Here is a 21,954-nt window from a genome sequence, read left to right as displayed (position 1 = left end):
AAATGTCACCTCCTAATCTATAAAAATTTAACCTCTTTTTCTAATTCAATTCCATACTCTTTTGTAATTAAATTTTGAACTTTATTGATTAAATCTATTATATTTTGAGCAGTAGCATCTCCTGTATTCACAATAAAATTCGCGTGCTTTTCAGAAACTTTGGCACCACCAATCCGCATGCCTTTAGCACCAACTTCATCAATTAATCTTCCAGCATAGTCTGATTCAGGATTCTTAAATATGCAACCAGCATTAGGAAAATTGAGAGGTTGGCTACTCTTTCGTTTACTAATTAATTCTTTAATCTTGCTTTTAATCTCTTTCGGGTCTGCATGCTTCAATTTAAACTCTACCTCTATAATAATGCAATCTTCAACTTGAAATCTACTACTTCTATATTCAAATTTACATTCTTTTTGTGAAAATACTTTTAATTCTCCAGTAGATGAAATTATACGTACTTTCCTTACAATTTCACTCATATCATTAAGGCTACCAATTCCAGCATTCATAACAGTAGCTCCTCCTACTGTGGCAGGTAACCCAGCTGCAAACTCTAAACCACTTAATCCTTGCTGAGAAGCTCTTTTAGTTACTGTTGGTAGAATAGCACCAGCTCCAGCATAAATTATATCTTCGTCTATCTTAATATGATTTATATTTCCAGCTATTTTAATTACCACTCCAGAAAGACCATCATCATTTATCAGCAAATTTGTTCCATTTCCAATCGCAATATATTTAATATTTTGGCTATTTAAGTAACTTATAATTCTTTTTAAATCTTGAACATCCTGAGGAATAACTAAAACTTCAGCAGGTCCACCTACTCGAAACGATGTATGAAATTTTAACGGTTCATTTAATCTAGTTTCTCCTTTAACTATCTCTTGTAATTTATCCTTATGAATTACTTTCATAGTCTAAACCCCCATAGTTAATTCACTAGAATCTTCCAATTCAATCCCGACTTGAGCTGATGCTAACCTTTCACCTACTTTATAAATATTACCAGCCCCTAAAGTTAAGATTAAATCACCGGCTTCTGTCATGCTTTTAAGGTATTCATAAATCTCATCTAATTCAGAGATCAACCTTACCTTAGTAAAAGTTGATTCTTTAATTAAATCTACTAACTTTTCAGAATTAATCCCTGGAATTGGAGTTTCACCTGCCGAATAAATATCAGTAATAATTATTTCATCAGCGTCATTAAAAGCTTTACTAAACTCTTCTAATAAAAATTGAGTTCTAGTATACCTATGTGGTTGAAAAATAGCAATTATTCGATCAAAATTCATATTCTTAGTAGCCTTTAAAGTAGCTTTGATTTCTGTAGGATGATGAGCATAATCATCGACTATTACTGCCCCTCTATAACTCCCTTTCTTTTCAAACCTTCTACCTACTCCTATAAATTCTTCTAAAGCACTATTTATTTCTTCAAAATTTAACCCAATATGTAGACCAATACCAATAGTAGCTAAAGCATTAGTTAAATTATGTTCCCCTGGTACATTTAATTTTAACTTACCTAGTTTCTTGCCTTGATAATAAATTTTAGAAATTGATCCAAATTTCTTTAACTCAACATCTTTAGCAACTAAATTTGCTTCATCATTTAAACCATAAGTAATCAAATCATTATCTATTTCTTCTACTATCTCAATAATCTCCTCATCATCTAAACAGACTATTCCGGTTCCGGTTGCAGGTAGTTTATTTAAAAATTTAATAAAAGTATCCTTAATTGCTTCCTTAGACCCATAATAATCTAAATGATCTGCTTCAATATTAGTTACTACTCCAGTTTCTGGATCCATGAATAATAAAGATCCATCACTCTCATCAGCTTCTGTTATAAAATAATCTCCATTTCCTAATTTAGCATTTCCATTAATTAAATCTAATTCCCCTCCTATTAGAACTGTAGGATCTAAATTGTTTTTTTCTAAAACAGTCGTTAGCATAGAAGTTGTTGTTGTTTTACCATGAGTTCCAGAAATAGCTATTCCTTTTTGCCGTTTCATCAATTTAGCTACCATCTCTGCTCGTTTTAAGATAGGCAATCCTTTTTCTTTAGCTTCTAATAATTCAGGGTTATCTTCAGGAATTGCTGAAGAAAATACTACAATATCTACCTCTTCAATGTTTTCAGCACTATGACCGATATGAATTTGTGCACCTTTACTACGTAATTTAAAAATAATTTCTGAATCTTTAAGATCTGAACCGCTTACTTCATAATCTAGATCAATCAAAAGATTGGCAATTCCACTCATGCCAATCCCTCCAACTCCAATTAAGTGGATCCTATCTTTTCCTTCCATAATACCTATTTCACTCCTTTTTCTCCAAGCCATATGCTATAATATGCAGTTGCTTCATAAAATGTTAAACCATAACTTGTCCCAATCTATAATAAATCCTATTTAAATTAATTCTTCAACCAACCTCAATATATTCTCTACAGCTTCTGGCTTTCCCAATTTTTTACTGGCTTGTGCCATTGACTTTAATTTATCTTGGTCAAAAATCAAATTATTAACTTCTTTAACTAATTTTTCACCTGTTAACTCATCATCTAAAATCACTTTAGCTGCACCTCTTTTTTCTAAAGAACGAGCATTATGTTCTTGATGATTCTCAGCAGCATAAGGATAAGGAATTAAAATAGCAGGAATACCTCTAGCAGTTATTTCTGCTAAACCTGTAGCTCCTGCTCTAGAAATCACTAAATCTGCTGCTGCTAAACCGGCTGCCATATTATATAGATAAGACTTAATAATAATATTGCCCTTTTCCAATTCAGATATACCCAAAGTAGTAGCATCTTCTTTAACACGATGAAAATCATTCTTGCCAGTAATATGTAAAACTTGAATTTGTGAGTTTTTTTGAGCTAATTTATAAACAGCCTTCATAGCCTGATTAATACTCTTAGCCCCTCTACTACCTCCAAAAACTAATATTATTTTCTTTTCGATATCTAGACCTAATTCTTGACAACTTTCTTTTTTCTTAGCTTGAATAACCTCTTTGCGAATCGGATTTCCAGTCCAAATTAAATCAGTACTTACATTAAAATGTTCCTTAGCATCCTGACTACTTAATGCTACTTTATCTACTAATCTTGCCAATAATTTATTAGTCAATCCGGGATAGGCATTTTGCTCATGAATAATTGTCTTCTCTTTAAGTAAAGCCGCCACTAACATCACTGGACCACTAACATACCCTCCGGTTCCAATTACTATATTCGGTTGAAAAGAGGTAATTAGACTCCTAGCTTGCCAAACACCTACTCCACTTAAAAATAAGCTCTTTAAAATATCTAATGAAATCTTTCTTGGTAAACCTTTACTAGAAATAGTAGCTAATTCATAACCTACTTGCGGAACTATATCTGCTTCTAAACCGTCGGCATTACCGACAAATAAAATTTTAGCTTGCGAATATTTATCTTCAATACTTTTAGCAATAGCTAAACCAGGATAGATATGCCCTCCAGTTCCACCACCAGTAATAATTACCTTCATTAAATCACTCCTAAAAAATCTAAGAATATCGTGATATATTTAATAAAATTCCTACTCCTGATAACATAATTACTAAAGAAGAACCACCATAACTAATAAAAGGTAAAGTAATTCCTGTAACCGGCATCGAACCTGTAACAACCCCTATATTAATTATTGCTTGTATAGTAATCATAGTAGTAATTCCTACAGCCAATAAACTTCCAAATAAATCTGGAGCTTCAATAGCTATTTTTAAACCCCTCCAGGCAAATAAAAAGAATAAGAAAACTACTACCATAGCTCCAATAAATCCTAATTCTTCACCTATAATAGCAAATATAAAATCAGTACCTGGTTCCGGTAAATAAAAGAATTTCTGTCTACTCTGACCTATTCCTACTCCAAATAACCCGCCAGATCCTAAAGCATATAAAGATTGAATAATATGAAATCCTGAATCTAATGGATCACTCCACGGGTCTAAAAATGCCAATAACCTCTCTTTACGGTACGGTGCACTATATATTAAGTAAAATATCCCTGAAATTCCTGTTAAACCTAGACCAGCTAAGTATTCTAACTTTAATCCAGCTGCTATAAACATAATCATTATTGTTCCGCCAATTGTAGCTGCAGTACCTAAATCCGGTTGCATCAAAATCAGTCCACAAACTAATCCTAAAACTAATAAACCAGGGGCTAACCCTTGTAATTTATCTATTTTATGCTGTTTTGTAGACAAATATCTAGCCATATAAATTACCATGCTCAACTTTGCTATTTCTGAAGGTTGAACTCTAAGCATCCCTAAACCCAGCCATCTCTGTGAACCACCAACTACTGTTCCAATTATTAATACTAGAATTAATGAACCTAGAGTGACTAACAAACCTAATTGAGCTAACTGCTTATATAATTTATAATCTATAGTCATAAAGAAAATCATAGCTCCAATACCAATTACTGACCAGAGAAACTGTTTTTTAAGAAAATAGAAACTATCCCCATAGTCAGCATACGCTCGAATAGAGGTAGAACTAAAAACCATGATAATTCCAATTCCTAATAAAGTTATCATAGTAAAAAAGATTATGAAATCAGGCGCTTTTACCTTCTTCATTCTATTGCCTCCTTAAATCAAATACCGCCTTTTTAAACTTTTGACCCCTCTCTTTATAACTACTAAACATATCCCAACTTGCACACGCTGGTGATAAAAGAACTAAATCACCTGCAATACTTATATCCACAGCCACCTTTACTGCATCTTCAATAGTATTTATTCTTTTAATTGCATTAAAACCAAGGCTCTTCATAGATTGCTCAATTTCATCTGCTGTCTCCCCCAATAAAATTAATACCTTAACATTTTCAGCTACTTTGTCAGCAAATTCACTAAAATCTGATTTCTTATCCATACCTCCAGCAATCAATATTAAAGGTTCACTAAAAGTCTCTAAAGCTTTCATTGCTGACACAGGATTAGTAGCTTTAGAATCATTAACATACCTTACTTTATCTATAACCGCTACATCTTCTATACGGTGTTCAACTCCATTAAATTCTCTTACTACGTCCTTAATTATTTCCGGCTCAATATCGCTAAGTAAAGCTATAGAAATAGCTCCTAAAGCATTTTCTAAGTTATGGGGCCCTTTAATTCCAATCTCATCAACTTCAATAAATATCTCTTTTTCAGCAGTAAGATTATTAATTACTTCTCCATTTTCGATATAAAGCCCATATTCAACCTCTTCTTTTTGACTGAAATAGACTACAGTTCCATGAGTATCATCTGCTAATTCTCTAGTTACTGGGTCATCGTAATTGAGAATTGTATAATCTGTGCCCTGTTGATTACTAAAGATCTTCTTCTTAGCTTCTATATAATCTTCAAATGAACCATGTCTATCTAAATGGTCCGGAGTTAAGTTTAATATTAAACTAATCTTAGGTCTAAATTCTTCAATATTCTCCAGTTGAAAGGAACTTATTTCGGCTATAACTGCACCTTTTGATGATAAATTATTCACATCTCTAATCAAAGGTCTACCTATATTTCCACCAACTACTACTTCATCTTGAGTAGCATTAAATATTTCACCTGTTAAAGTAGTCGTTGTAGTTTTGCCATTAGTTCCTGTAATGGCCACAATTGGTGCTGCACAAAAATGATACGCTAATTCTATTGCACTAATAACCGGTATTCCTAACCGCTTAGCCTTCTGTAAAATTGAAATTTGACTAGGTACTCCCGGGCTAATTACTATCATATCTGTATTATTAATTGCTTTATCACTATGTCCGTCTAAATCATACTCTATTTCATAATCATTTAATTCCATTAATTCTTCTTTTAATTCTGTCTCAGATTTCACATCACTAACTACTACATTAGCTCCTTTATTAATTAAAAATTTAACTGTAGCTATTCCTGTTCTCTTACCTAAACCTAAAACTGTTACTTTTTTTTCTACTAAATCCATAAGTTGTTCAACCTACCTTTCCAACATTTAAACCCCTTGTAAACCTAATAAGCCAGCCAATGATAATATGGCAGCTAAAATCCAGAATCTGACTACTACCTTAGATTCTTGCCAACCTTTTAGCTCAAAATGATGGTGAAGTGGACTCATTCTAAAGACTCTCTTACCACCTGTTAATTTAAAGTAGACAACTTGAATCATTACTGATAAAGCCTCTATAACATAAACTCCACCAATAATTACTAAAGATAATTCAGTTTTGGTTAAAATAGCTACTACTGCTATGGCTCCTCCTAAGGCTAGTGAGCCTGTATCCCCCATGAAAACCTGAGCAGGATGACTATTAAACCAAGCAAATCCTAAACAAGCCCCTACAATAGCTGCAGTAAAAATAGCTAATTCATATTGGTTAAAGATAATAAGACTAATCACTGTATAAGTAATAGCCACTATAATCGTCACTCCAGCTGCTAAACCATCTAACCCATCTGTTAAATTAACAGCATTAGAAGTTCCAATCACCACTATTATTACAGAAGGAATAAAATAGATTCCTAAATCTATAGTCCCTCCTAAATAAGGAATTATAATCTCTGAACCAATATTTAAATTATATAATACATTATATCCTAATAAACCCCCAATTAGAATCTGTCCTAACAACTTTTGTTTTGCCTTTAAACCCAAAGAACGATTTGCTATAATCTTAATGGAATCATCTAATAAACCTAAAAAACCATAACTTAAAGTTACAAATAAAGCCCAAAATAATTTAGAAGTCATATCCGCAAATAATAAAACTGCTACCACAATAGAAATAAGAATTATAACTCCACCCATGGTAGGAGTTCCACTTTTCTCTAAATGTTTTTCAGGTCCTACTTCCCTAATATTTTGACCAAATTTTAATTTACGTAGTAATTTTATCATTATCGGTCCAATTAATAATGTAATAGCAAAGGCAGCTGTAGCTGCATATATTAAGTCAACCATTGTTCTAGCCCCTCCTTCAACCTTCCAACAAAGCCTCTTCTATTTCCTCTAACTTCATTCCTCTAGAGCCTTTAAGTAAAATTGTATCACTTGTATCAACTAACTGCAATAGCTGGTCAATAATTTCTTGATTAGTACTATAACTAAATACATATTCTTCAGCTAATCCTAATTGCTTAGCTTCCTCACCTATTAGAGCAGAAAGTTCTCCTACAGTTAATAAATAGTCTATATTATTATCTACAACTATTTTAGCTATTCGTCTATGTGCTATTTCTGCTATAGAACCTAACTCTAACATATCACCTAAAACAGCAATTAACCTTCCTTTTTTATTACCAATATTTACTAATAGATTTAATCCTGCCTCCATAGAGGTTGGGTTAGCATTATAGGCATCATTGATTATAGTAATTCCCGAGTCTAACTCTGTTATATCTCCTCGCATTTTAGTTAAATTTGGTTGGGCTAATCCACTTTTTAATTCATCTATACTTAAACCTAGTTCTAATCCAACACCAATAGCCGCTAATGAATTATATACATTATATTCACCTGGCAATGGTAACCTTACTTCAAACTTCCTACTCTGTTGATTTACTATAAAACTTAACCCATCTGCCCCTAAGTTTTCAATCTTTATAGCTTCTAAATCATTATCATTACCACAACCATAATATACTATCTCTGCTTCAGCTTTATTTGCCATCATTCTAATATAATCATCATCGCCATTCAATAGAGCCTTACCTTCAGGGGGTAAACTCATGACCAATTCACTTTTAGCTCTTGCTATATTTTCTTGACTACCTAGTGTTTCTAAGTGAGTCACGCCAACATTAGTAATGACCCCTATTTCAGGTTGAGCTATCTGGCACAAATATTCTATTTCACCTAATCCTCTCATTGCTAATTCAACAACTACTACTTCATAACTAGAATCTAATCTAAATAAAGTTAAAGGCAACCCAAACTCATTATTGTAGTTGCCTTCAGTCTTTAAAGTCTTAAATTTGACCTCCAAAACAGAAGCTATTAAGTCTTTAGTTGTTGTTTTACCTGTACTTCCTGTCACTCCAATAACAGGAATATCAAACAAACTACGATAATACTTTGCCAAGTCTTGTAAAGCTTTACTAGTATCTTCTACTTTGATTACTAAGATATTAGAGTCAATACTATATTCACTAATTTCGTTAATCTCTATAACTACTCCTATTGCTCCTGCTGCTAATGCATCATTTATGAAATTATGTCCATCAAACCTCTCTCCTTTAATAGCAAAAAATAATGCTCCTTTATCAATAGTTCTAGAGTCAATTGACACCTCATCAATTTTAGTTTCCAAACTTCCATTAATTAATTCGCCATCTATTTCGGATATAAATTCTTTAACTTTAATTGGTTCCATACTATTCACCTCTATTTTTATCTAAAGCTTCTCTAGCAACTTGGCGGTCATCAAAGGAAATAGTCTTATCTTTTAAAATTTGATATGTTTCATGACCTTTTCCCACTATAAATACTAAATCACCAGTTCTAGCAGTCTCGATTCCATAATTAATAGCTTCAGCTCTATCTTGAATAATCACGTAATCTTCCTCTACCTTTTTATTAATTTCTTTTACTCCTAATTCAATATCATTAATAATATCTTCTGGTTCTTCACTACGCGGATTATCAGAAGTAATAATTGAAAAGTCAGCTAATCTTGTGGCCACCTGTCCCATTATCGGTCGCTTACTTTTATCTCGATCTCCACCACATCCAAATACTACTATGACTCTACCTTCCACAAAGTCTTCAGCCGTTTCTAAAATATTCTGCAAACTATCAGGAGTATGAGCATAATCTACAATCACTCCGAAATCCTGGCCTTCATCTACAATTTCAAACCTACCTGCTACTCCTTGTACTTCTTCTAACCCTTGTTGAATATCATCTAAAGTAATATTTAAGCTTATTCCAGCTCCTAAAGCAGCCAAAGTATTATAAACGTTAAATAATCCTGTTAGATTTAAATCTAAATTAACTTTTTCTTCAAAAGCTTCCGCCAAGAAATTAACTCCTATGGGACTAATAGTAATATCTTTAGCCTTCAAATTGGCATCCTTTTCAATGCTATAAGTAATAACTGAGCCATTACTAGCAGATAAAATCTTATCACTATTAGGATCATCTATATTAATAATAGCCGTTTTATCTTCGTCATCTAATCCTGTAAATAATTTTGCTTTAGCATTTAGATAATCATTAAATGAATCATGAAAATCTAAGTGATCTTGAGTAATATTAGTAAAAATTGCAACATCAAAATCTATCTTATCAACCCGATTTAAAGCCAAAGCATGAGAGGACACCTCCATAACTACATGAGTAACATCTTCCTCTACCATTCTTGCAAAAAATGCTTGTAAATCTAAAGATTCAGGCGTAGTTCTTTGAGATTTAAATTTTTCATCATCAATTTTATTCTTTATAGTACCGATTAATCCTACTTTATGACCAGCAGTTTTTAAAATCGATTCAGTCAAATATGTAGTAGTTGTCTTTCCATTTGTTCCAGTTACACCAATCACTTTTAATTTTTGAGATGGATAATCATAAAAAGCTGAGCTTATCATTGCTAACCCTTGACGTGTATCTCTAATCATAATGACTGTTATCTCATTACATTCATTTAATTCTACCTCTTTTTCAACTAAAACAGCTGTAGCCCCAGCCTCAATGGCCTCATTTATATAATCATGACCATCATGAGTAAATCCACTAATACATACAAATAAATTATCAGCTTCAACTTCTCTAGAATCATACTCAATTCCTGTAATTTCTCTATCCACACTTCCTTGTAACACCTTATAATCTAATTCAGTAATTATTCTACTTAACTCTTTCATCTACCTCTCCTCCTTATGCCGCTTACTATATATTATTTTACAATTGATTAAAAATATTCCTATTTAATCTAATTCAACTTCTATTGTACTTCCTGCCTCAACTCTAAAGCCAGCAGTTGGCTTCTGAAAGATAACTTTTCCATTTCCTTGCCAATCTAATTTTAAGCCTAATTTAGCTAATAAATTTTGAGCATCATTCAACGACCTTCCTTCTAAATTAGGTACAGTTACTTTATAACGACCTTTAGTGCTTAATCCATCAGAAGAGAATAAAATTACTGTAGTTCCTACATCTACTTTAACACCGGGCTTAGGAACCTGATCTAATATTTTCTCCCCATTTCCTTCTAATTTAAAATTTAATCCTAACTTTCTTAACCGCATATCTACTTCATTTAAAGGATGATTAATTAAATTAGGTACTCTTACTTTTCGAACCTCTTCCTCTTCTTTTTCGTCTTCTCCACTACCTTTATTAGGAGGAATCTCTAAGTAACGCACCACATCCTTTACTATATTATGAAACATAGGAGCAGCTACTTGCGAACCATAATAAGGATAACTAGTAACTCCTTTCATTACCACTAATACTACCAATTCTGGATTTCCAACTGGCAATATCCCTACAAAAGAAGAATCATAAGACTGAACACCATAATGTTTAGCAGTACCTGTCTTTCCTCCAATTCTATACCCTTCAACTTGAGCATTCTTACCTGAACCATCAGTTACTACTCCTTCTAATAATTTCCGCACAGTCTGAGCCGTTTCCTTAGAAATTACTTGTCTGATTAACTCAGGTTTAAATTCTTTAATTATTCTTCCTTGTTCATTCTCTATCTTCTCTACTAAATGCGGTTTTAGAAGTTTCCCACCATTAGCTACAGCAGAAATAGCTGTAACTAATTGAATCGGAGTTACAGATATACCATGACCAAAAGACATAGTAGCCAATTCCACTGGTCCTATATCATCATAACTGTAAACTAATCCATTAGCTTCACCTGGCAGTCTGATATCAGTATCTTGACCAAAACCAAAAGCTTTAACATATTTATAAAAATCCTTTTTTCCTACACGCTGACCGACTTGAACAAATCCTGGATTACATGAGTTAGCCACAACTTCAGCAAAAGTTTGTTTCCCATGTCCACCGCTTTTCCAGCATCTAATTACTTCCCCGCTTACTTTAATATAACCTGGATCAAAGAAATTATCTTTAGGATTTACTACCCCTTCTTCTAATCCAGCAGACATAGTAACAATTTTAAAAGTTGACCCTGGTTCATATGTATCAGAAATAGCACTATTTCTCCATAGACCGGGTGAATACTGTGCAAAGTGATTAGGATTATATGTAGGTCTATTTGCTAATGCTAGAATCTCTCCACTTTGCGGATCCATTACAATAATAGTACCGCCTTTAGCCTCATTAACTTGTAAAGATTTTTTTAACTCTCTTTCCACAATATATTGAATAACATGATCTATAGTTAAATAAATGTTATTCCCATTTTTTGGATCTAAATACTCTTCAACTCCCTCAGGAATTTGTTGTCCAGTTGCATCTTTCTCTATCATGATCCTACCTGGTTTCCCTCTTAAAATTTGATCATAAGATAACTCTATACCATTTAAACCTTGACTATCAATTCCAGCAAAACCTAAAATATGAGATGCTAAACTATCTTTTGGATAAAACCTTTTACTTTCTTCTGTAAATGTAATCCCTGATAAGTCTAAAGATTTAATCTTTGCTGTTTCTTCCTTTGATATTTTCCGTTCCAAATAAACTGCGTATGCTTTTTTAGTAATTCTTTTATAAATTTTCTCTCGGTCCATCTCTAAAATTAAGGATAATTTCTCAGCAACTTGATTTGGATTCTCAATTTCAGAAGGTACAGCAACTACAGTATCAGCACTTCCGCTAATTGCTAATTCTTCACCGTTTCTATCATAAATAAATCCTCGTCTGGGTTCTACCTTCAATTTACGTAATCTTTGATCTAAAGCTCTAGATTGATAAAAATCATTATCAAAAAGTTGAATCCAACCTAAACGTAAAATAATCATAGACATAAATAAAACTACAATAAGAAAAAGCCAAAAAATCCTTTTTCTTATTTGTAGTTTAGATTTACCCATATTAATCCCCCTTTAGAATAATTATTCAGGGGCTATAAAGTTAATATTACGCCCTTATTTATTCATTATTTAATGTTCCAGCCTCCACTTGACTAAAGCCTTGCAACCAAGTAGACACTTTCTCTCCTAACTTACTAATTTCAACTAATCTATCATTTAAATGTAAATCCTGATTCTGTTTTAAAGATGTTCCATTCTTAGAATTCATAGAAATATATTTTACTTGCTTAGGTTCTACCATTCCTAATTCAACCTTAGCTATATTCTCTATTCGGTCCAATGATTTATATTGAGATAAATTTAATTTTAATTTTTGCTTCTCTTCCTCTAAATCTTTAATTTTGCTTTGAACTTGATTCATTTGTAAATTAATTTTATTCATCTCTACATATTTATTAATATATAGAATTCCAAAAATCACTATAATTAAAATTATTAAAGCATAACCACTCATAAATAGTAAAGTATTACTATTATTCTTCTGTTTATTAGATCTTTGCTTTCTTACTCTCTTTTTTTTAGTATTTCTATCTTTCCTAGCAGTAGAATTAAGTCTCTTATAATCTTTTACTTCCTTCTTTTTATCTACTACTATCAATTTATTCACCTACCTCTCATTTTAGAACTAAATTAGAGTTTTTCTATTACTCTTAATTTAGCACTTCTAGCTCTCGGATTTGTGTCTATTTCAGCTTGTGTTGCATCTATAGGTCTTCTAGTAATAACTTTCACTTGCTTCTCCTTATCACAAGCACATACTGGAAAATCTGGAGGGCAAACACATCCTCGAGCTAACTCTCTAAATTTATGTTTCACTATCCTATCTTCTAAAGAATGAAAAGTAATAATCGCAACTCTACCACCTGTTTTAAGAGTAGGTATAATATCTTCTATAGTTTCAGATATAATGTCTAATTCATCGTTAACAGCAATTCTTAATGCTTGAAATGTACGCCTAGCTGGATGTGGTCCGTGTCGCCTAGCACTAGCAGGAATTGCAGCTTTAATAGTCTGTATTAACTCTGTAGTTAGCTCAAAAGGCTTGTCCTTTCGAATTTCAACTATAAACTCTGCTATTCTACTAGCCCACCTTTCTTCTCCATATTCAGTAATTATTTTAGTTAACTCCGCTTTAGATAACTTATTCAATAAATCTGCTGCAGTTATAGACTGTCTTTGGTCCATGCGCATATCTAAAGGTGCTTCATGTTGATAGCTAAATCCCCTTTCAGGAGTGTCAATTTGGTGTGACGAGAAACCTAGATCAAATAAATAACCATCAACATTTTCTATCTCTAATCTATCTAAAATCATTCTTATATTCTTATAATTATCTCTTATTAGTTCTACTTTACATTCGGCTTCAACTAACTTATTTTCTGCGGCCTTAATAGCAGCTATATCTTGATCAACACCTATTAAAGTCCCTTCTAAACCTATTCTTTTAGCAATCTCACTAGCATGTCCAGCCCCACCTAAAGTACAATCAACATAAACCCCACCTTCTTTACACTTTAAGTTCTCAATAGTTTCATTAAATAAAACTGGTATATGTTTAAAATCCATTCTATATCACCTATTCATATATATTTAATAAGACAATTTTATCTAATTAATATGTTTATAACTGATTAAATTCCTAATTCTTCTATAGTTTCTGCAATATCTTCATATGACTCCTCAGCCTCACTTAAATAAGAATCCCATTTCTGTTTGCTCCACAATTCTACTCTATTTGACACACCAATAATTACAGTTTCTTTTTCCAATTGAGCATAATTCCTTAAATTAGAGGGGATAGAAATTCTACCTTGCTTATCCAACTGACATTCAGTAGCTCCAGAAAAGAAAAACCTTACAAAAGCTCTAGCATCTTTTCTAGTTAAGGGTAAAGATTTTAATTTTTGCTCTAAAATTTTCCACTCATCCATAGGATAAATAAAGAGACAATCATCTAAACCTCGAGTCGCTACAAATTCATCTCCCAACTCTTTTCGAAATTTAGCTGGGATAATCACTCTTCCTTTTCCATCCATGGAATGTATATATTCACCCATTAACATAATAAATCCCCACTTCTATAATTAATTAACCACTAACTCTCCCTAACACCACCACATCTCCCCACTATCTACCACTGTACTTTATTTATTCTACATTCAAAATAAAAATCCTTTAATACTATTGAAAAAAATTGTTATAAACTAGGTTATAACTTATTTAAAGTAAATGAAGTAATTGTTTTACATAATTCGACTCTTAATTAAAAGCAAAATCAAAATATCTTCTCAATAGAATCAACCATATTTTTTAACTTAGAGTAACTTTTTATATAATAAAAAAATTAAATCTAACATAATAATTCAATAAAAGAATAATTTATATTATTTTAAAACTAATTATAGCTATCTATTCACTATTTTAAATTTTATACATACAATGATTAGTAAGTTAACATATAGGAGGGGAAAAAATGAAAATTGATTTTTTCTTTGCATGGTCAAAGAATGAAGATGATGATTTAAAGACTTGGGGTGGAGGATTTAAATTACCTATTTTTCTTAGATGGATTAAAGTCTTATTTAAAAATAAATAAAATTACGCCTAAATTTATTTTAAATTAAAAGAAACCGATCAACCTCATTACAAGAATTGATCGGTTTTATCTTTTATTGTTATAATTTAATTAATAAAGGCACCAATATGGGGACTAAAGAAGATAAAATAACACCATTTACAAATGCAATTACTCCTATTTCTGAATTCGAACTCTTAACTATTAAAGGTAAAGTAGTATCCATGGTCGTAGCTCCCCCAGGAGCAATCAAGGAAATCTTTCCTTCAGTCTTAGCTAATATTGGAATTAATATAATTGCTAATAATTCCCGAAAAACATTGGTTAAAAAAGCTAAACTCCCTACTTGTACATCATAAGCCTTAGTTATCAGTACCCCGGACAAGCTATACCAGCCAAATCCTGCTCCAATCGCACTAGATTCATTAAACGGTAATTGCAAGATCAACCCACTCAAAATAGCACCTAATATACTTCCTGCAGCAACCATTAGAGGAACCGTAATGATTTTCCAACCAATTTGCTTGACTTTAGCAATCACATCTTTATTTCTTCCAATATCTATTCCAATACCTAATAGTAAAATTGCTAAAAAATAAGTAGTAACTTGACCTAAACTATTAGCCATTTCTGGTGCCACAATAAATTTCCCAACTAATACGCCACTAATTATTGAAATTAATATTGCTATAATCATCCTCTTCTCTCCTGCTCCTTTCTAAAGTTTCCTACTAGCATCTCTAATAATTTAATTAAACCTAAACTACCTAATATACTTCCTAAAGCTAAAACAATAGCTTGAAAACCTAATTTATCTAAATTTGCTATTACTTTATCATTTAATCCTATTTCAACTCCCATACTGAATAGTAATAGAATCAAACCTCCAGTAATTAAATTGTCGGTTAAACTTGAAAACCTTTCAGGAATTATTTCTAAATAACCTATAGTTAAACCTAATAATAAAAACCAAATTATTACTGACATCTGTTACACTCCTATCTATTCTAATGTTAAAATTACTAAAGTAGTCACTTTTTCGCTAGTTATTACTCTTAAGAAACTCTTTTAATTTAAAATATAATGAATCATCAGTTAACATTTCTTTGATACCTTGATTAAAAACAGTAACCCGTTGACGATAATTACTGAAATACTTTTCTAAAATCTCCTGTGCATTAGGACAAATTAAGTAAATATGTAGTTTGGGATTATCTTTAAGTCCATCTAATACCCGCTGTCTAATTAAAGCATCACAAAAACTATAACCTATACTAATTAATAATCTCTTTTCTAATAACTCCAGGTCAAAATACTTTAATAGTCGTTGAAAAGGTTCTTGTTTGTTCTCTTCTGGATAGACTAACATATTAGATAGTTCTGAACCTAAAAAATACTTCAACTCTCCTTCATAATTAATGATAGGAATTTTTAAACTCTTTCCCTCTTGAGTTCGATGCCAAATAATTGAACCATGTAACTTATATAACCTTAAATCATATTTTCGATCATTTTCTAATAATTTAGGCTCCCAAGTAAAATTAAATCCATCAGTATATTTTAACCTATATAGTTCACATAAAATCTCAATAATTAAATCATAATTTAAAGTGAATATTTGTAAAGCATCTGCTTCATGGATAAACTTAATCAAAGGTAATATATATTCTATATTTCTTTCTTTAGTAACACATTCTTCTCTAATTAGCCCTTTTAATTTCTTAATCATTGGTCCAACTAAATCTAAATTATTTTCAATACCATCCTTAAAACCACAAAAGAAAGACTGAATTGGTTCTTTATCTACTCTATTAATTAAATTTAAAATTCTAAGTATAGATTCTAAATTAAATGAATTCTCATCATCTCTATGTCTATCAAGCACTGTCTCTAACTGATTTATGAATTCTAATTCCTCTTGAGTTAAAATTTCTAAAAATAACTCATATAGTTGATTCATAGTTGGTATGCCAGCTGGTACAGAAGCTCCAGCTCCTAGCAAAAAACAATATTCTGTAGTCATGATTATACACCCTACTTTAAAGTTTGTTAGTACTAATAGGATGTGTATTAAATAATAACTCTATACTTATAAATTAGAATACCCCTAACTTTATTAAGGTTAGGGGTTATCTACAATTAATCTTCTTCCAGTAATCTTTTGACTCGTTTTAGATTTGTTCTAGCTTTAGTATAGTTATTATTAATATCTAAAGCCTTTTGATATGCTTCTGTTGCCTTGTCTAAATTATCAGTATTTTCATAGGCTATCCCTAAATTATTATATAAATAAGGTACTGTTGGCCTTAATTTTGTTGCTTCCTTTAACACAGGAATTGCTTTTTTATATTCTCCCGTCTGAATATAAGCATATCCTAAATTATTTAAAATATAGTAATTCTCATCATCTAACTTAGCTGCTTGCTGTAAACTATTGATAGCTTCTTGTAAATTTCCTTGATTCATATAAGCTCGACCAAGTACATTATAAGCATCACCATCTTCTTTTTTAACATTTATAGCCATTTTAGTAATTTCAATAGCTTGTCCTAGTTTATTTCTTTTTAAATAAGCCCTACCTAAATTAACCATTACTCTATAATGCTCAGGATTAATCTGATGTGCTTTTTTAAACTGAGTCTCAGCAAATTTATATTGTTCTAATCGATAATAAGTTAATCCTAACACATAATGAGGATACATTAAGTCTGGATTATCAGAAATAGCTGCTACTAATTTAGGTACAGCTACTTGATAATTACCTTTTCTAAAAGCCTTCAATCCTGCTTGATAATTATCATTGGAACCACTAGCCCAAAGCAAGCCACTAGAAAGTAACATGATAGATAATACTAAACTAATTATAATCAAATCTCGTCTCTTTTTCTGTTTCACTTATAAATCACCACCTAGATTTTATTAGTACTACTTCTTCTTTCATACTATTCTATCTAAGTCAATAAATCCCCTGCAAAAAGACAAAATTATCATTCTTTTATCGGCAGCCAGACTTTAAATTCTGTTCCTTCTCCAAGCTCACTATCAACAGTAATTATACCATTTTGAGATTCAATCAATTCTTTAACTATAGCTAATCCAATCCCTGTACCACCAGTCTCCCTAGTTCTTGATTCATCAACTCGATAAAACCTTTCAAAAATATAAGGCAATTCCTCTTTAGAAATACCAATTCCTGTATCTCGAACTGTAATTAAAGCTTTATCTTCTTGCTTCTTTAAATTAACCGACACTTTTCCACCAGAATTAGTATACTTATAAGCATTAGAAATCAAATTCCGAATAATTTTATTTAAAGCCTTTTTATCGAACTCCAATTTAATATCTTCATTTGGTAAAGTTAAATTTAAATCAATATCTTTATCAGTAAATAATTTTGACAGTCCATTAATTCGACTTTGAACAAATTTCTTAAGATTAATTAATTCTGCTTTAAAATTAGGCTTTCCACCTTCAGCTATGGCTAATTCTTGTAGATCACTTACTAAACCTACTAACCTTAATACTTCTTCATGAATAGAATTTAAATTACCTTCATCAATTGACATTACTCCATCTTGAAATGCTTCAATATAACTTTGAATAGTAGTTAATGGAGTACGTAATTCATGCGCAACATCAGCAGTTAATTTCTTGCGTAATATTTCTAATTTTTGTAGCTTTGTAGCCAGTTGATTAACTTGTTCACCTAAAACTCCTATTTCATCCTTAGAAGTAACTTCTACTCTTTGGCTTAAATCTCCTTCTCCCATAGCTTGAGCAACTTCAGTCATCTCTCGTACAGGTTTAGTAATCCTCTTAGAAATAAAGAAACTTATTACTAAAGCAACTAATCCAGCTATGACTCCAGCAATTATTATTGAACGATTAATAGTCTTTCTAAACAACATATCTTGTTTACTCCATAAACCTTCATGTTCTAAAGGAGTAATGTGAGCATATCCAACTACGTTAGAGTCGACTTTAACTGGTAGTTTGACAGTTCGAGAGGATTCTGATTCAGAATTAGGTTCAAAACGTGATTGACGCTGATTATTACCTCGCCTTCTTCTATCATTTCTCATCATACCTCCACCCATCATACCTTCACCCATCATACCCATCGGTCTACATTCTTTAGAATCAAAAACACCTCTACCATTATTAGTAACTTCTACTCTACGCCCAGTCATCATTTCTAAATGCCTTAACTGACTTTCAACATTGTTCCAATTTCCTTGTCGCCTATAAATGCTTTCTAAAGAATCAATAATTCTTTGATTTTTAATTTCTTCATTATTCATAACGTAATCTTTAAATCTATTATTAAGTGCAATATTAATAATTCCTCCAACTAGAACAATTGTTGAAAGAGTTACAATTAAAAAAACTGCGGCTAATTTTACATATAATTTAACCCTCATCTTCCAGCACCTCAAATTTATAACCAACTCCATAGACAGTCTTAATATATTGATCAGACGTAATATCTAATTTCCGTCTTAAATTCTTAACATGAGCATCTATAGTTCGATCATAACCATCGTAATTATACCCTTGAACTAATTGAGTCAACTGTGAACGTGAGTATACTTGACCAGGATTCTGAACTAAAATCTTTAATAATTTAAATTCAGTAGCTGTTACATCAACAGATTCACCATTAAATTTAACAACATGTTTTAACGTATCAATAACTAATTTATCATTTCCACTCTTAAAACTTAAAATTTCTGCTGTTGACTCTTTTCTATCACTGGTACGTCTTAAAATAGCTCTAGCTCTAGCAACTAATTCACGAGGGCTAAATGGTTTTATTAGATAATCATCTGCACCTATGTTCAGACCATTAATTCTGTCATCTTCAGTAGTTTTAGCCGTTAACATTAAAATAGGTAGGTCAGATTTAGATCTAATCCTTTTACAAACTTCTTCTCCTGATAATTTAGGTAACATTAAATCAAGCACTACTAAGTCTAATTCTTCATTATTAGTAATTTCTAGTGCTTCTTTACCATCATAAGCAACTAAGACCTCATACCCTTTTTGTTGTAAATATGATTTTACTACTTTGGTAATCTTCTCTTCATCATCAACAACTAGAATTTTTGGTTTACTCATTATTAATCCCCCCAGATATTTATCTACTAATCATATATGCCATTGAATCTATATACTATACTGTAATTATACCAAAATTAAGTATCACTCTCTAATTTTATTAGAAATTTTTCATCATAATTTAATTATATACAATCAATATGAATAAATAATGAAATTTAATAATAAAAAAAGCCTTTAACACTTAAAAGTGTTAAAGGCCTATCTATAAAAGAAAATTAATTTCAAATTTATGGGGTGAGTGATGGGATTTGAACCCACGGCCTCAGGAGCCACAATCCTGCGCTCTAACCAACTGAGCTACACCCACCATATTCTGTTATGAAAAATGGCGCGCCTGGGAGGATTCGAACCCCCGACTCATGGATTAGAAGTCCATTGCTCTATCCACCTGAGCTACAGGCGCAAATAAAATGGAGCGGGAAATCGGACTCGAACCGACGACACCCAGCTTGGAAGGCTGGTGCTCTAGCCAACTGAGCTATTCCCGCATGATAAAATATAAATGGTGCGAAGGGCGGGAGTCGAACCCGCACGGGATAAACCCACTAGATCCTAAATCTAGCGTGTCTGCCAGTTCCACCACCTTCGCATAAAAAATGGTGGCAAGACCCGGATTCGAACCGGGGACACGAGGATTTTCAATCCACTGCTCTACCGACTGAGCTATCTCGCCATATCTGGTTGCGGGGGTCGGATTCGAACCGACGACCTCCGGGTTATGAGCCCGACGAGCTACCGTACTGCTCTACCCCGCGTTAATAATATTAATGGTGAGCCATGGAGGAGTCGAACCTCCGACACCCTGATTAAAAGTCAGGTGCTCTGCCAGCTGAGCTAATGGCCCATATTGTAAATGGAGCTGACGATCGGACTTGAACCGATGACCTGCTGATTACAAGTCAGCTGCTCTCCCAACTGAGCTACGTCAGCACATAAAGTTTACAATGTCAGTTATCAGTGTCAGTAATATACTAATGCTATCAAATCAAGAATTTCAGCTATCACACTTTATTAGTAAACATAACTCTGACAGTCAGCCTTGTTTTCTAGGCTGAGTGATTGTTTGATGGCGGGGATGACGGGATTTGAACCCGCGACCTCCGGCGTGACAGGCCGGTGTTGTGGACCAGCTCTACTACATCCCCACATAAATGGTGGGCGAAACAGGACTTGAACCTGTGACCCCCTGCTTGTAAGGCAGGTGCTCTCCCAACTGAGCTATTCGCCCATATTCAGTTTGCAGTGTCTGTTCTTAATGTTTTAACTGTCAACTGTAATCTGTTAACTGTCAACTATTAAAAGTGGCATCCCTACAGGTTTTAGAAAACAAAACCTTTCGTGAATAACCTGCATACTATTATGGCATCCCCAAGGGGATTCGAACCCCTGCCGCCAGGATGAAAACCTGGTATCCTAGGCCACTAGACGATGGGGACATTCATTAAATGGCTCCCCGAGTAGGACTCGAACCTACGGCTCGATGGTTAACAGCCATCTGCTCTACCAACTGAGCTATCGGGGAATATATTAAATATTAAAGTTCCGGCAGTGACCTACTCTCTCACAAGGCTACCCTTGCAATACCATCAGCGCTGGAGGACTTAACTGCTGTGTTCGAAATGGGAACAGGTGTTACCCCTCCGCAATTACCACCGAAAATTTATTTACTTTTATTATCTAAAATTTATCAGCAACATCTAATAATATAACATCTTTTATAATGTTTGTCAAGAAGTTTTCTTACTTAATAAGAACTTTCTTACTTAGTAAAAAGATTTCTTGTTAAACAAAACGACTTCTTCAAAAACAAAAGATAATCACAAACTTTATTACAACACTTAATAATATACCATCTATTTAGTAACTTGTCAAGAAAAAACTATACTTTCAAAACTGCACAATGATATTTGTATTTGTTTTGTCTAGATCAAATCCTCGATCTATTAGTACCAGTCAGCTAAAGATATTGCTATCTGTACACCTCTGGCCTATCTACCTGATAGTCTTTCAGGGATCTTACTAGAATTACTCTATGGGAAACCTTATCTTGGGATTTGCTTCGCGCTTAGATGCTTTCAGCGCTTATCTTCTCTGTACTTAGCTACCCAGCTCTGCCTTTGGCAAGACAACTGGTGCACCAGAGGTACATCCATCCCGGTCCTCTCGTACTAGGGACAGCTTCTCTCAAGTTTCCTACGCCCACGACGGATAGG

19 protein-coding genes, 12 tRNA genes and 2 rRNA genes are annotated in these 21,954 nt (G+C 32.7%); 1 reads left to right on the top strand and 32 read right to left on the bottom strand.

The window, feature by feature from the left end; all coding sequences use genetic code 11:
- Positions 1–17: 17 nt before the first annotated feature.
- The 12 genes from murB to mraZ form a co-directional block, all read right to left on the bottom strand.
- Entirely contained in the window at positions 18–920 is a 903-nt protein-coding gene (murB, locus tag B5D41_RS02520; protein ID WP_078809031.1) for a UDP-N-acetylmuramate dehydrogenase, read from the bottom strand.
- A gap of 3 nt (positions 921–923) precedes the next feature.
- Positions 924–2,330, bottom strand: a complete 1,407-nt coding sequence (murC, locus tag B5D41_RS02515; RefSeq protein WP_078809030.1) for a UDP-N-acetylmuramate--L-alanine ligase — start codon at positions 2,328–2,330, stop codon at positions 924–926.
- Positions 2,331–2,432: 102 nt separating this feature from the next.
- Positions 2,433–3,539, bottom strand: coding sequence for an undecaprenyldiphospho-muramoylpentapeptide beta-N-acetylglucosaminyltransferase (gene murG, locus B5D41_RS02510; RefSeq protein ID WP_078809029.1), 1,107 nt, complete (start codon positions 3,537–3,539; stop codon positions 2,433–2,435).
- Between the two features lie 19 nt (positions 3,540–3,558).
- Entirely contained in the window at positions 3,559–4,641 is a 1,083-nt protein-coding gene (gene spoVE / locus B5D41_RS02505; protein ID WP_078809028.1) for a stage V sporulation protein E, read from the bottom strand.
- A 1-nt stretch (position 4,642) separates the two neighbouring features.
- Complete coding sequence (murD, locus tag B5D41_RS02500; RefSeq protein WP_078809027.1) at positions 4,643–6,007, bottom strand: UDP-N-acetylmuramoyl-L-alanine--D-glutamate ligase; 1,365 nt, start codon at positions 6,005–6,007, stop codon at positions 4,643–4,645.
- Between the two features lie 27 nt (positions 6,008–6,034).
- A complete protein-coding gene (gene mraY, locus B5D41_RS02495; protein ID WP_078809026.1) occupies positions 6,035–7,000 on the bottom strand; it encodes a phospho-N-acetylmuramoyl-pentapeptide-transferase in 966 nt (321 codons plus the stop codon).
- Positions 7,001–7,016: 16 nt separating this feature from the next.
- Complete coding sequence (locus B5D41_RS02490) at positions 7,017–8,411, bottom strand: UDP-N-acetylmuramoyl-tripeptide--D-alanyl-D-alanine ligase (RefSeq protein WP_078809025.1); 1,395 nt, start codon at positions 8,409–8,411, stop codon at positions 7,017–7,019.
- Position 8,412: 1 nt separating this feature from the next.
- Positions 8,413–9,900 (bottom strand): UDP-N-acetylmuramoyl-L-alanyl-D-glutamate--2,6-diaminopimelate ligase, encoded by a 1,488-nt coding sequence (locus tag B5D41_RS02485; RefSeq protein ID WP_078809024.1) that lies wholly within the window; start codon positions 9,898–9,900, stop codon positions 8,413–8,415.
- Between the two features lie 63 nt (positions 9,901–9,963).
- Entirely contained in the window at positions 9,964–12,045 is a 2,082-nt protein-coding gene (locus B5D41_RS02480) for a stage V sporulation protein D (protein WP_078809023.1), read from the bottom strand.
- A gap of 58 nt (positions 12,046–12,103) precedes the next feature.
- Positions 12,104–12,643: a septum formation initiator family protein gene (locus B5D41_RS02475; RefSeq protein WP_078809022.1), complete on the bottom strand. Its 540-nt coding sequence runs from the start codon at positions 12,641–12,643 to the stop codon at positions 12,104–12,106.
- A 32-nt stretch (positions 12,644–12,675) separates the two neighbouring features.
- Positions 12,676–13,611 (bottom strand): 16S rRNA (cytosine(1402)-N(4))-methyltransferase RsmH, encoded by a 936-nt coding sequence (rsmH, locus tag B5D41_RS02470; protein WP_078809021.1) that lies wholly within the window; start codon positions 13,609–13,611, stop codon positions 12,676–12,678.
- Between the two features lie 65 nt (positions 13,612–13,676).
- On the bottom strand, positions 13,677–14,108 hold the full coding sequence (gene mraZ / locus B5D41_RS02465) for a division/cell wall cluster transcriptional repressor MraZ (RefSeq protein WP_078809020.1): 432 nt from the start codon (positions 14,106–14,108) through the stop codon (positions 13,677–13,679).
- Between the two features lie 410 nt (positions 14,109–14,518).
- Between mraZ and B5D41_RS14450 the strand changes: the two genes are divergently transcribed.
- Complete coding sequence (locus B5D41_RS14450) at positions 14,519–14,641, top strand: hypothetical protein (RefSeq protein WP_268794126.1); 123 nt, start codon at positions 14,519–14,521, stop codon at positions 14,639–14,641.
- Between the two features lie 79 nt (positions 14,642–14,720).
- Here the strand turns inward: B5D41_RS14450 and B5D41_RS02460 are convergent, their stop codons facing one another.
- The 20 genes from B5D41_RS02460 to B5D41_RS02365 form a co-directional block, all read right to left on the bottom strand.
- On the bottom strand, positions 14,721–15,317 hold the full coding sequence (locus B5D41_RS02460) for a LysO family transporter (protein WP_078809019.1): 597 nt from the start codon (positions 15,315–15,317) through the stop codon (positions 14,721–14,723).
- Positions 15,314–15,607: a LysO family transporter gene (locus tag B5D41_RS02455; RefSeq protein ID WP_078809018.1), complete on the bottom strand. Its 294-nt coding sequence runs from the start codon at positions 15,605–15,607 to the stop codon at positions 15,314–15,316. The genes B5D41_RS02460 and B5D41_RS02455 overlap by 4 nt, the downstream gene beginning before the upstream one ends.
- 55 nt (positions 15,608–15,662) lie before the next feature.
- Positions 15,663–16,643: an SIR2 family protein gene (locus B5D41_RS02450; RefSeq protein ID WP_078809017.1), complete on the bottom strand. Its 981-nt coding sequence runs from the start codon at positions 16,641–16,643 to the stop codon at positions 15,663–15,665.
- Positions 16,644–16,759: 116 nt separating this feature from the next.
- Entirely contained in the window at positions 16,760–17,515 is a 756-nt protein-coding gene (locus tag B5D41_RS02445; protein ID WP_234983874.1) for a tetratricopeptide repeat protein, read from the bottom strand.
- Positions 17,516–17,607: 92 nt separating this feature from the next.
- Positions 17,608–19,041 carry a sensor histidine kinase gene (locus tag B5D41_RS02440; RefSeq protein WP_159442871.1) on the bottom strand — a complete coding sequence of 478 codons (1,434 nt, stop codon included), beginning with the start codon at positions 19,039–19,041 and terminating at the stop codon, positions 17,608–17,610.
- Positions 19,031–19,738, bottom strand: a complete 708-nt coding sequence (locus B5D41_RS02435; RefSeq protein ID WP_078809015.1) for a response regulator transcription factor — start codon at positions 19,736–19,738, stop codon at positions 19,031–19,033. Before B5D41_RS02435 ends, B5D41_RS02440 begins: the two co-directional genes overlap by 11 nt.
- Positions 19,739–19,971: 233 nt before the next feature.
- A tRNA-His gene (locus B5D41_RS02430) sits at positions 19,972–20,048 on the bottom strand.
- Positions 20,049–20,067: 19 nt separating this feature from the next.
- A tRNA-Arg gene (locus B5D41_RS02425) sits at positions 20,068–20,144 on the bottom strand.
- An 8-nt stretch (positions 20,145–20,152) separates the two neighbouring features.
- Positions 20,153–20,229, bottom strand: a tRNA-Gly gene (locus tag B5D41_RS02420).
- Positions 20,230–20,244: 15 nt separating this feature from the next.
- A tRNA-Leu gene (locus B5D41_RS02415) sits at positions 20,245–20,330 on the bottom strand.
- An 8-nt stretch (positions 20,331–20,338) separates the two neighbouring features.
- Positions 20,339–20,414, bottom strand: a tRNA-Phe gene (locus B5D41_RS02410).
- A gap of 5 nt (positions 20,415–20,419) precedes the next feature.
- Positions 20,420–20,496 (bottom strand) — tRNA-Met (locus B5D41_RS02405).
- Positions 20,497–20,509: 13 nt separating this feature from the next.
- Positions 20,510–20,585 (bottom strand) — tRNA-Lys (locus B5D41_RS02400).
- Between the two features lie 10 nt (positions 20,586–20,595).
- Positions 20,596–20,671: transfer RNA gene (locus B5D41_RS02395), tRNA-Thr, on the bottom strand.
- Between the two features lie 137 nt (positions 20,672–20,808).
- A tRNA-Asp gene (locus B5D41_RS02390) sits at positions 20,809–20,886 on the bottom strand.
- 7 nt (positions 20,887–20,893) lie between these two features.
- A tRNA-Val gene (locus tag B5D41_RS02385) sits at positions 20,894–20,969 on the bottom strand.
- Between the two features lie 132 nt (positions 20,970–21,101).
- Positions 21,102–21,177 (bottom strand) — tRNA-Glu (locus B5D41_RS02380).
- A 10-nt stretch (positions 21,178–21,187) separates the two neighbouring features.
- Positions 21,188–21,263, bottom strand: a tRNA-Asn gene (locus tag B5D41_RS02375).
- 18 nt (positions 21,264–21,281) lie between these two features.
- Positions 21,282–21,398: ribosomal RNA gene (rrf, locus tag B5D41_RS02370) — 5S ribosomal RNA — on the bottom strand.
- A 266-nt stretch (positions 21,399–21,664) separates the two neighbouring features.
- Positions 21,665–21,954, bottom strand: a 23S ribosomal RNA gene (locus tag B5D41_RS02365); the annotation flags it as partial.

The organism is Selenihalanaerobacter shriftii (assembly GCF_900167185.1).
GTDB classification, from domain to species: domain Bacteria; phylum Bacillota; class Halanaerobiia; order Halobacteroidales; family Acetohalobiaceae; genus Selenihalanaerobacter; species Selenihalanaerobacter shriftii.
This window is presented reverse-complemented; position numbering and strand designations above follow the sequence as displayed.

Bases quoted from the DNA above. Each gene is read 5' to 3' on its own strand.
- murB (WP_078809031.1), bottom strand. From the start codon at position 920: ATGAAAGTAATTCATAAGGATAAATTACAAGAGATAGTTAAAGGAGAA.
- murC (WP_078809030.1), bottom strand. From the start codon at position 2,330: ATGGAAGGAAAAGATAGGATCCACTTAATTGGAGTTGGAGGGATTGGC.
- murG (WP_078809029.1), bottom strand. From the start codon at position 3,539: ATGAAGGTAATTATTACTGGTGGTGGAACTGGAGGGCATATCTATCCT.
- spoVE (WP_078809028.1), bottom strand. From the start codon at position 4,641: ATGAAGAAGGTAAAAGCGCCTGATTTCATAATCTTTTTTACTATGATA.
- murD (WP_078809027.1), bottom strand. From the start codon at position 6,007: ATGGATTTAGTAGAAAAAAAAGTAACAGTTTTAGGTTTAGGTAAGAGA.
- mraY (WP_078809026.1), bottom strand. From the start codon at position 7,000: ATGGTTGACTTAATATATGCAGCTACAGCTGCCTTTGCTATTACATTA.
- B5D41_RS02490 (WP_078809025.1), bottom strand. From the start codon at position 8,411: ATGGAACCAATTAAAGTTAAAGAATTTATATCCGAAATAGATGGCGAA.
- B5D41_RS02485 (WP_078809024.1), bottom strand. From the start codon at position 9,900: ATGAAAGAGTTAAGTAGAATAATTACTGAATTAGATTATAAGGTGTTA.
- B5D41_RS02480 (WP_078809023.1), bottom strand. From the start codon at position 12,045: ATGGGTAAATCTAAACTACAAATAAGAAAAAGGATTTTTTGGCTTTTT.
- rsmH (WP_078809021.1), bottom strand. From the start codon at position 13,611: ATGGATTTTAAACATATACCAGTTTTATTTAATGAAACTATTGAGAAC.
- mraZ (WP_078809020.1), bottom strand. From the start codon at position 14,108: ATGTTAATGGGTGAATATATACATTCCATGGATGGAAAAGGAAGAGTG.
- B5D41_RS14450 (WP_268794126.1), top strand. From the start codon at position 14,519: ATGAAAATTGATTTTTTCTTTGCATGGTCAAAGAATGAAGATGATGAT.
- B5D41_RS02460 (WP_078809019.1), bottom strand. From the start codon at position 15,317: ATGATTATAGCAATATTAATTTCAATAATTAGTGGCGTATTAGTTGGG.
- B5D41_RS02455 (WP_078809018.1), bottom strand. From the start codon at position 15,607: ATGTCAGTAATAATTTGGTTTTTATTATTAGGTTTAACTATAGGTTAT.
- B5D41_RS02450 (WP_078809017.1), bottom strand. From the start codon at position 16,643: ATGACTACAGAATATTGTTTTTTGCTAGGAGCTGGAGCTTCTGTACCA.
- B5D41_RS02440 (WP_159442871.1), bottom strand. From the start codon at position 19,041: ATGAGGGTTAAATTATATGTAAAATTAGCCGCAGTTTTTTTAATTGTA.
- B5D41_RS02435 (WP_078809015.1), bottom strand. From the start codon at position 19,738: ATGAGTAAACCAAAAATTCTAGTTGTTGATGATGAAGAGAAGATTACC.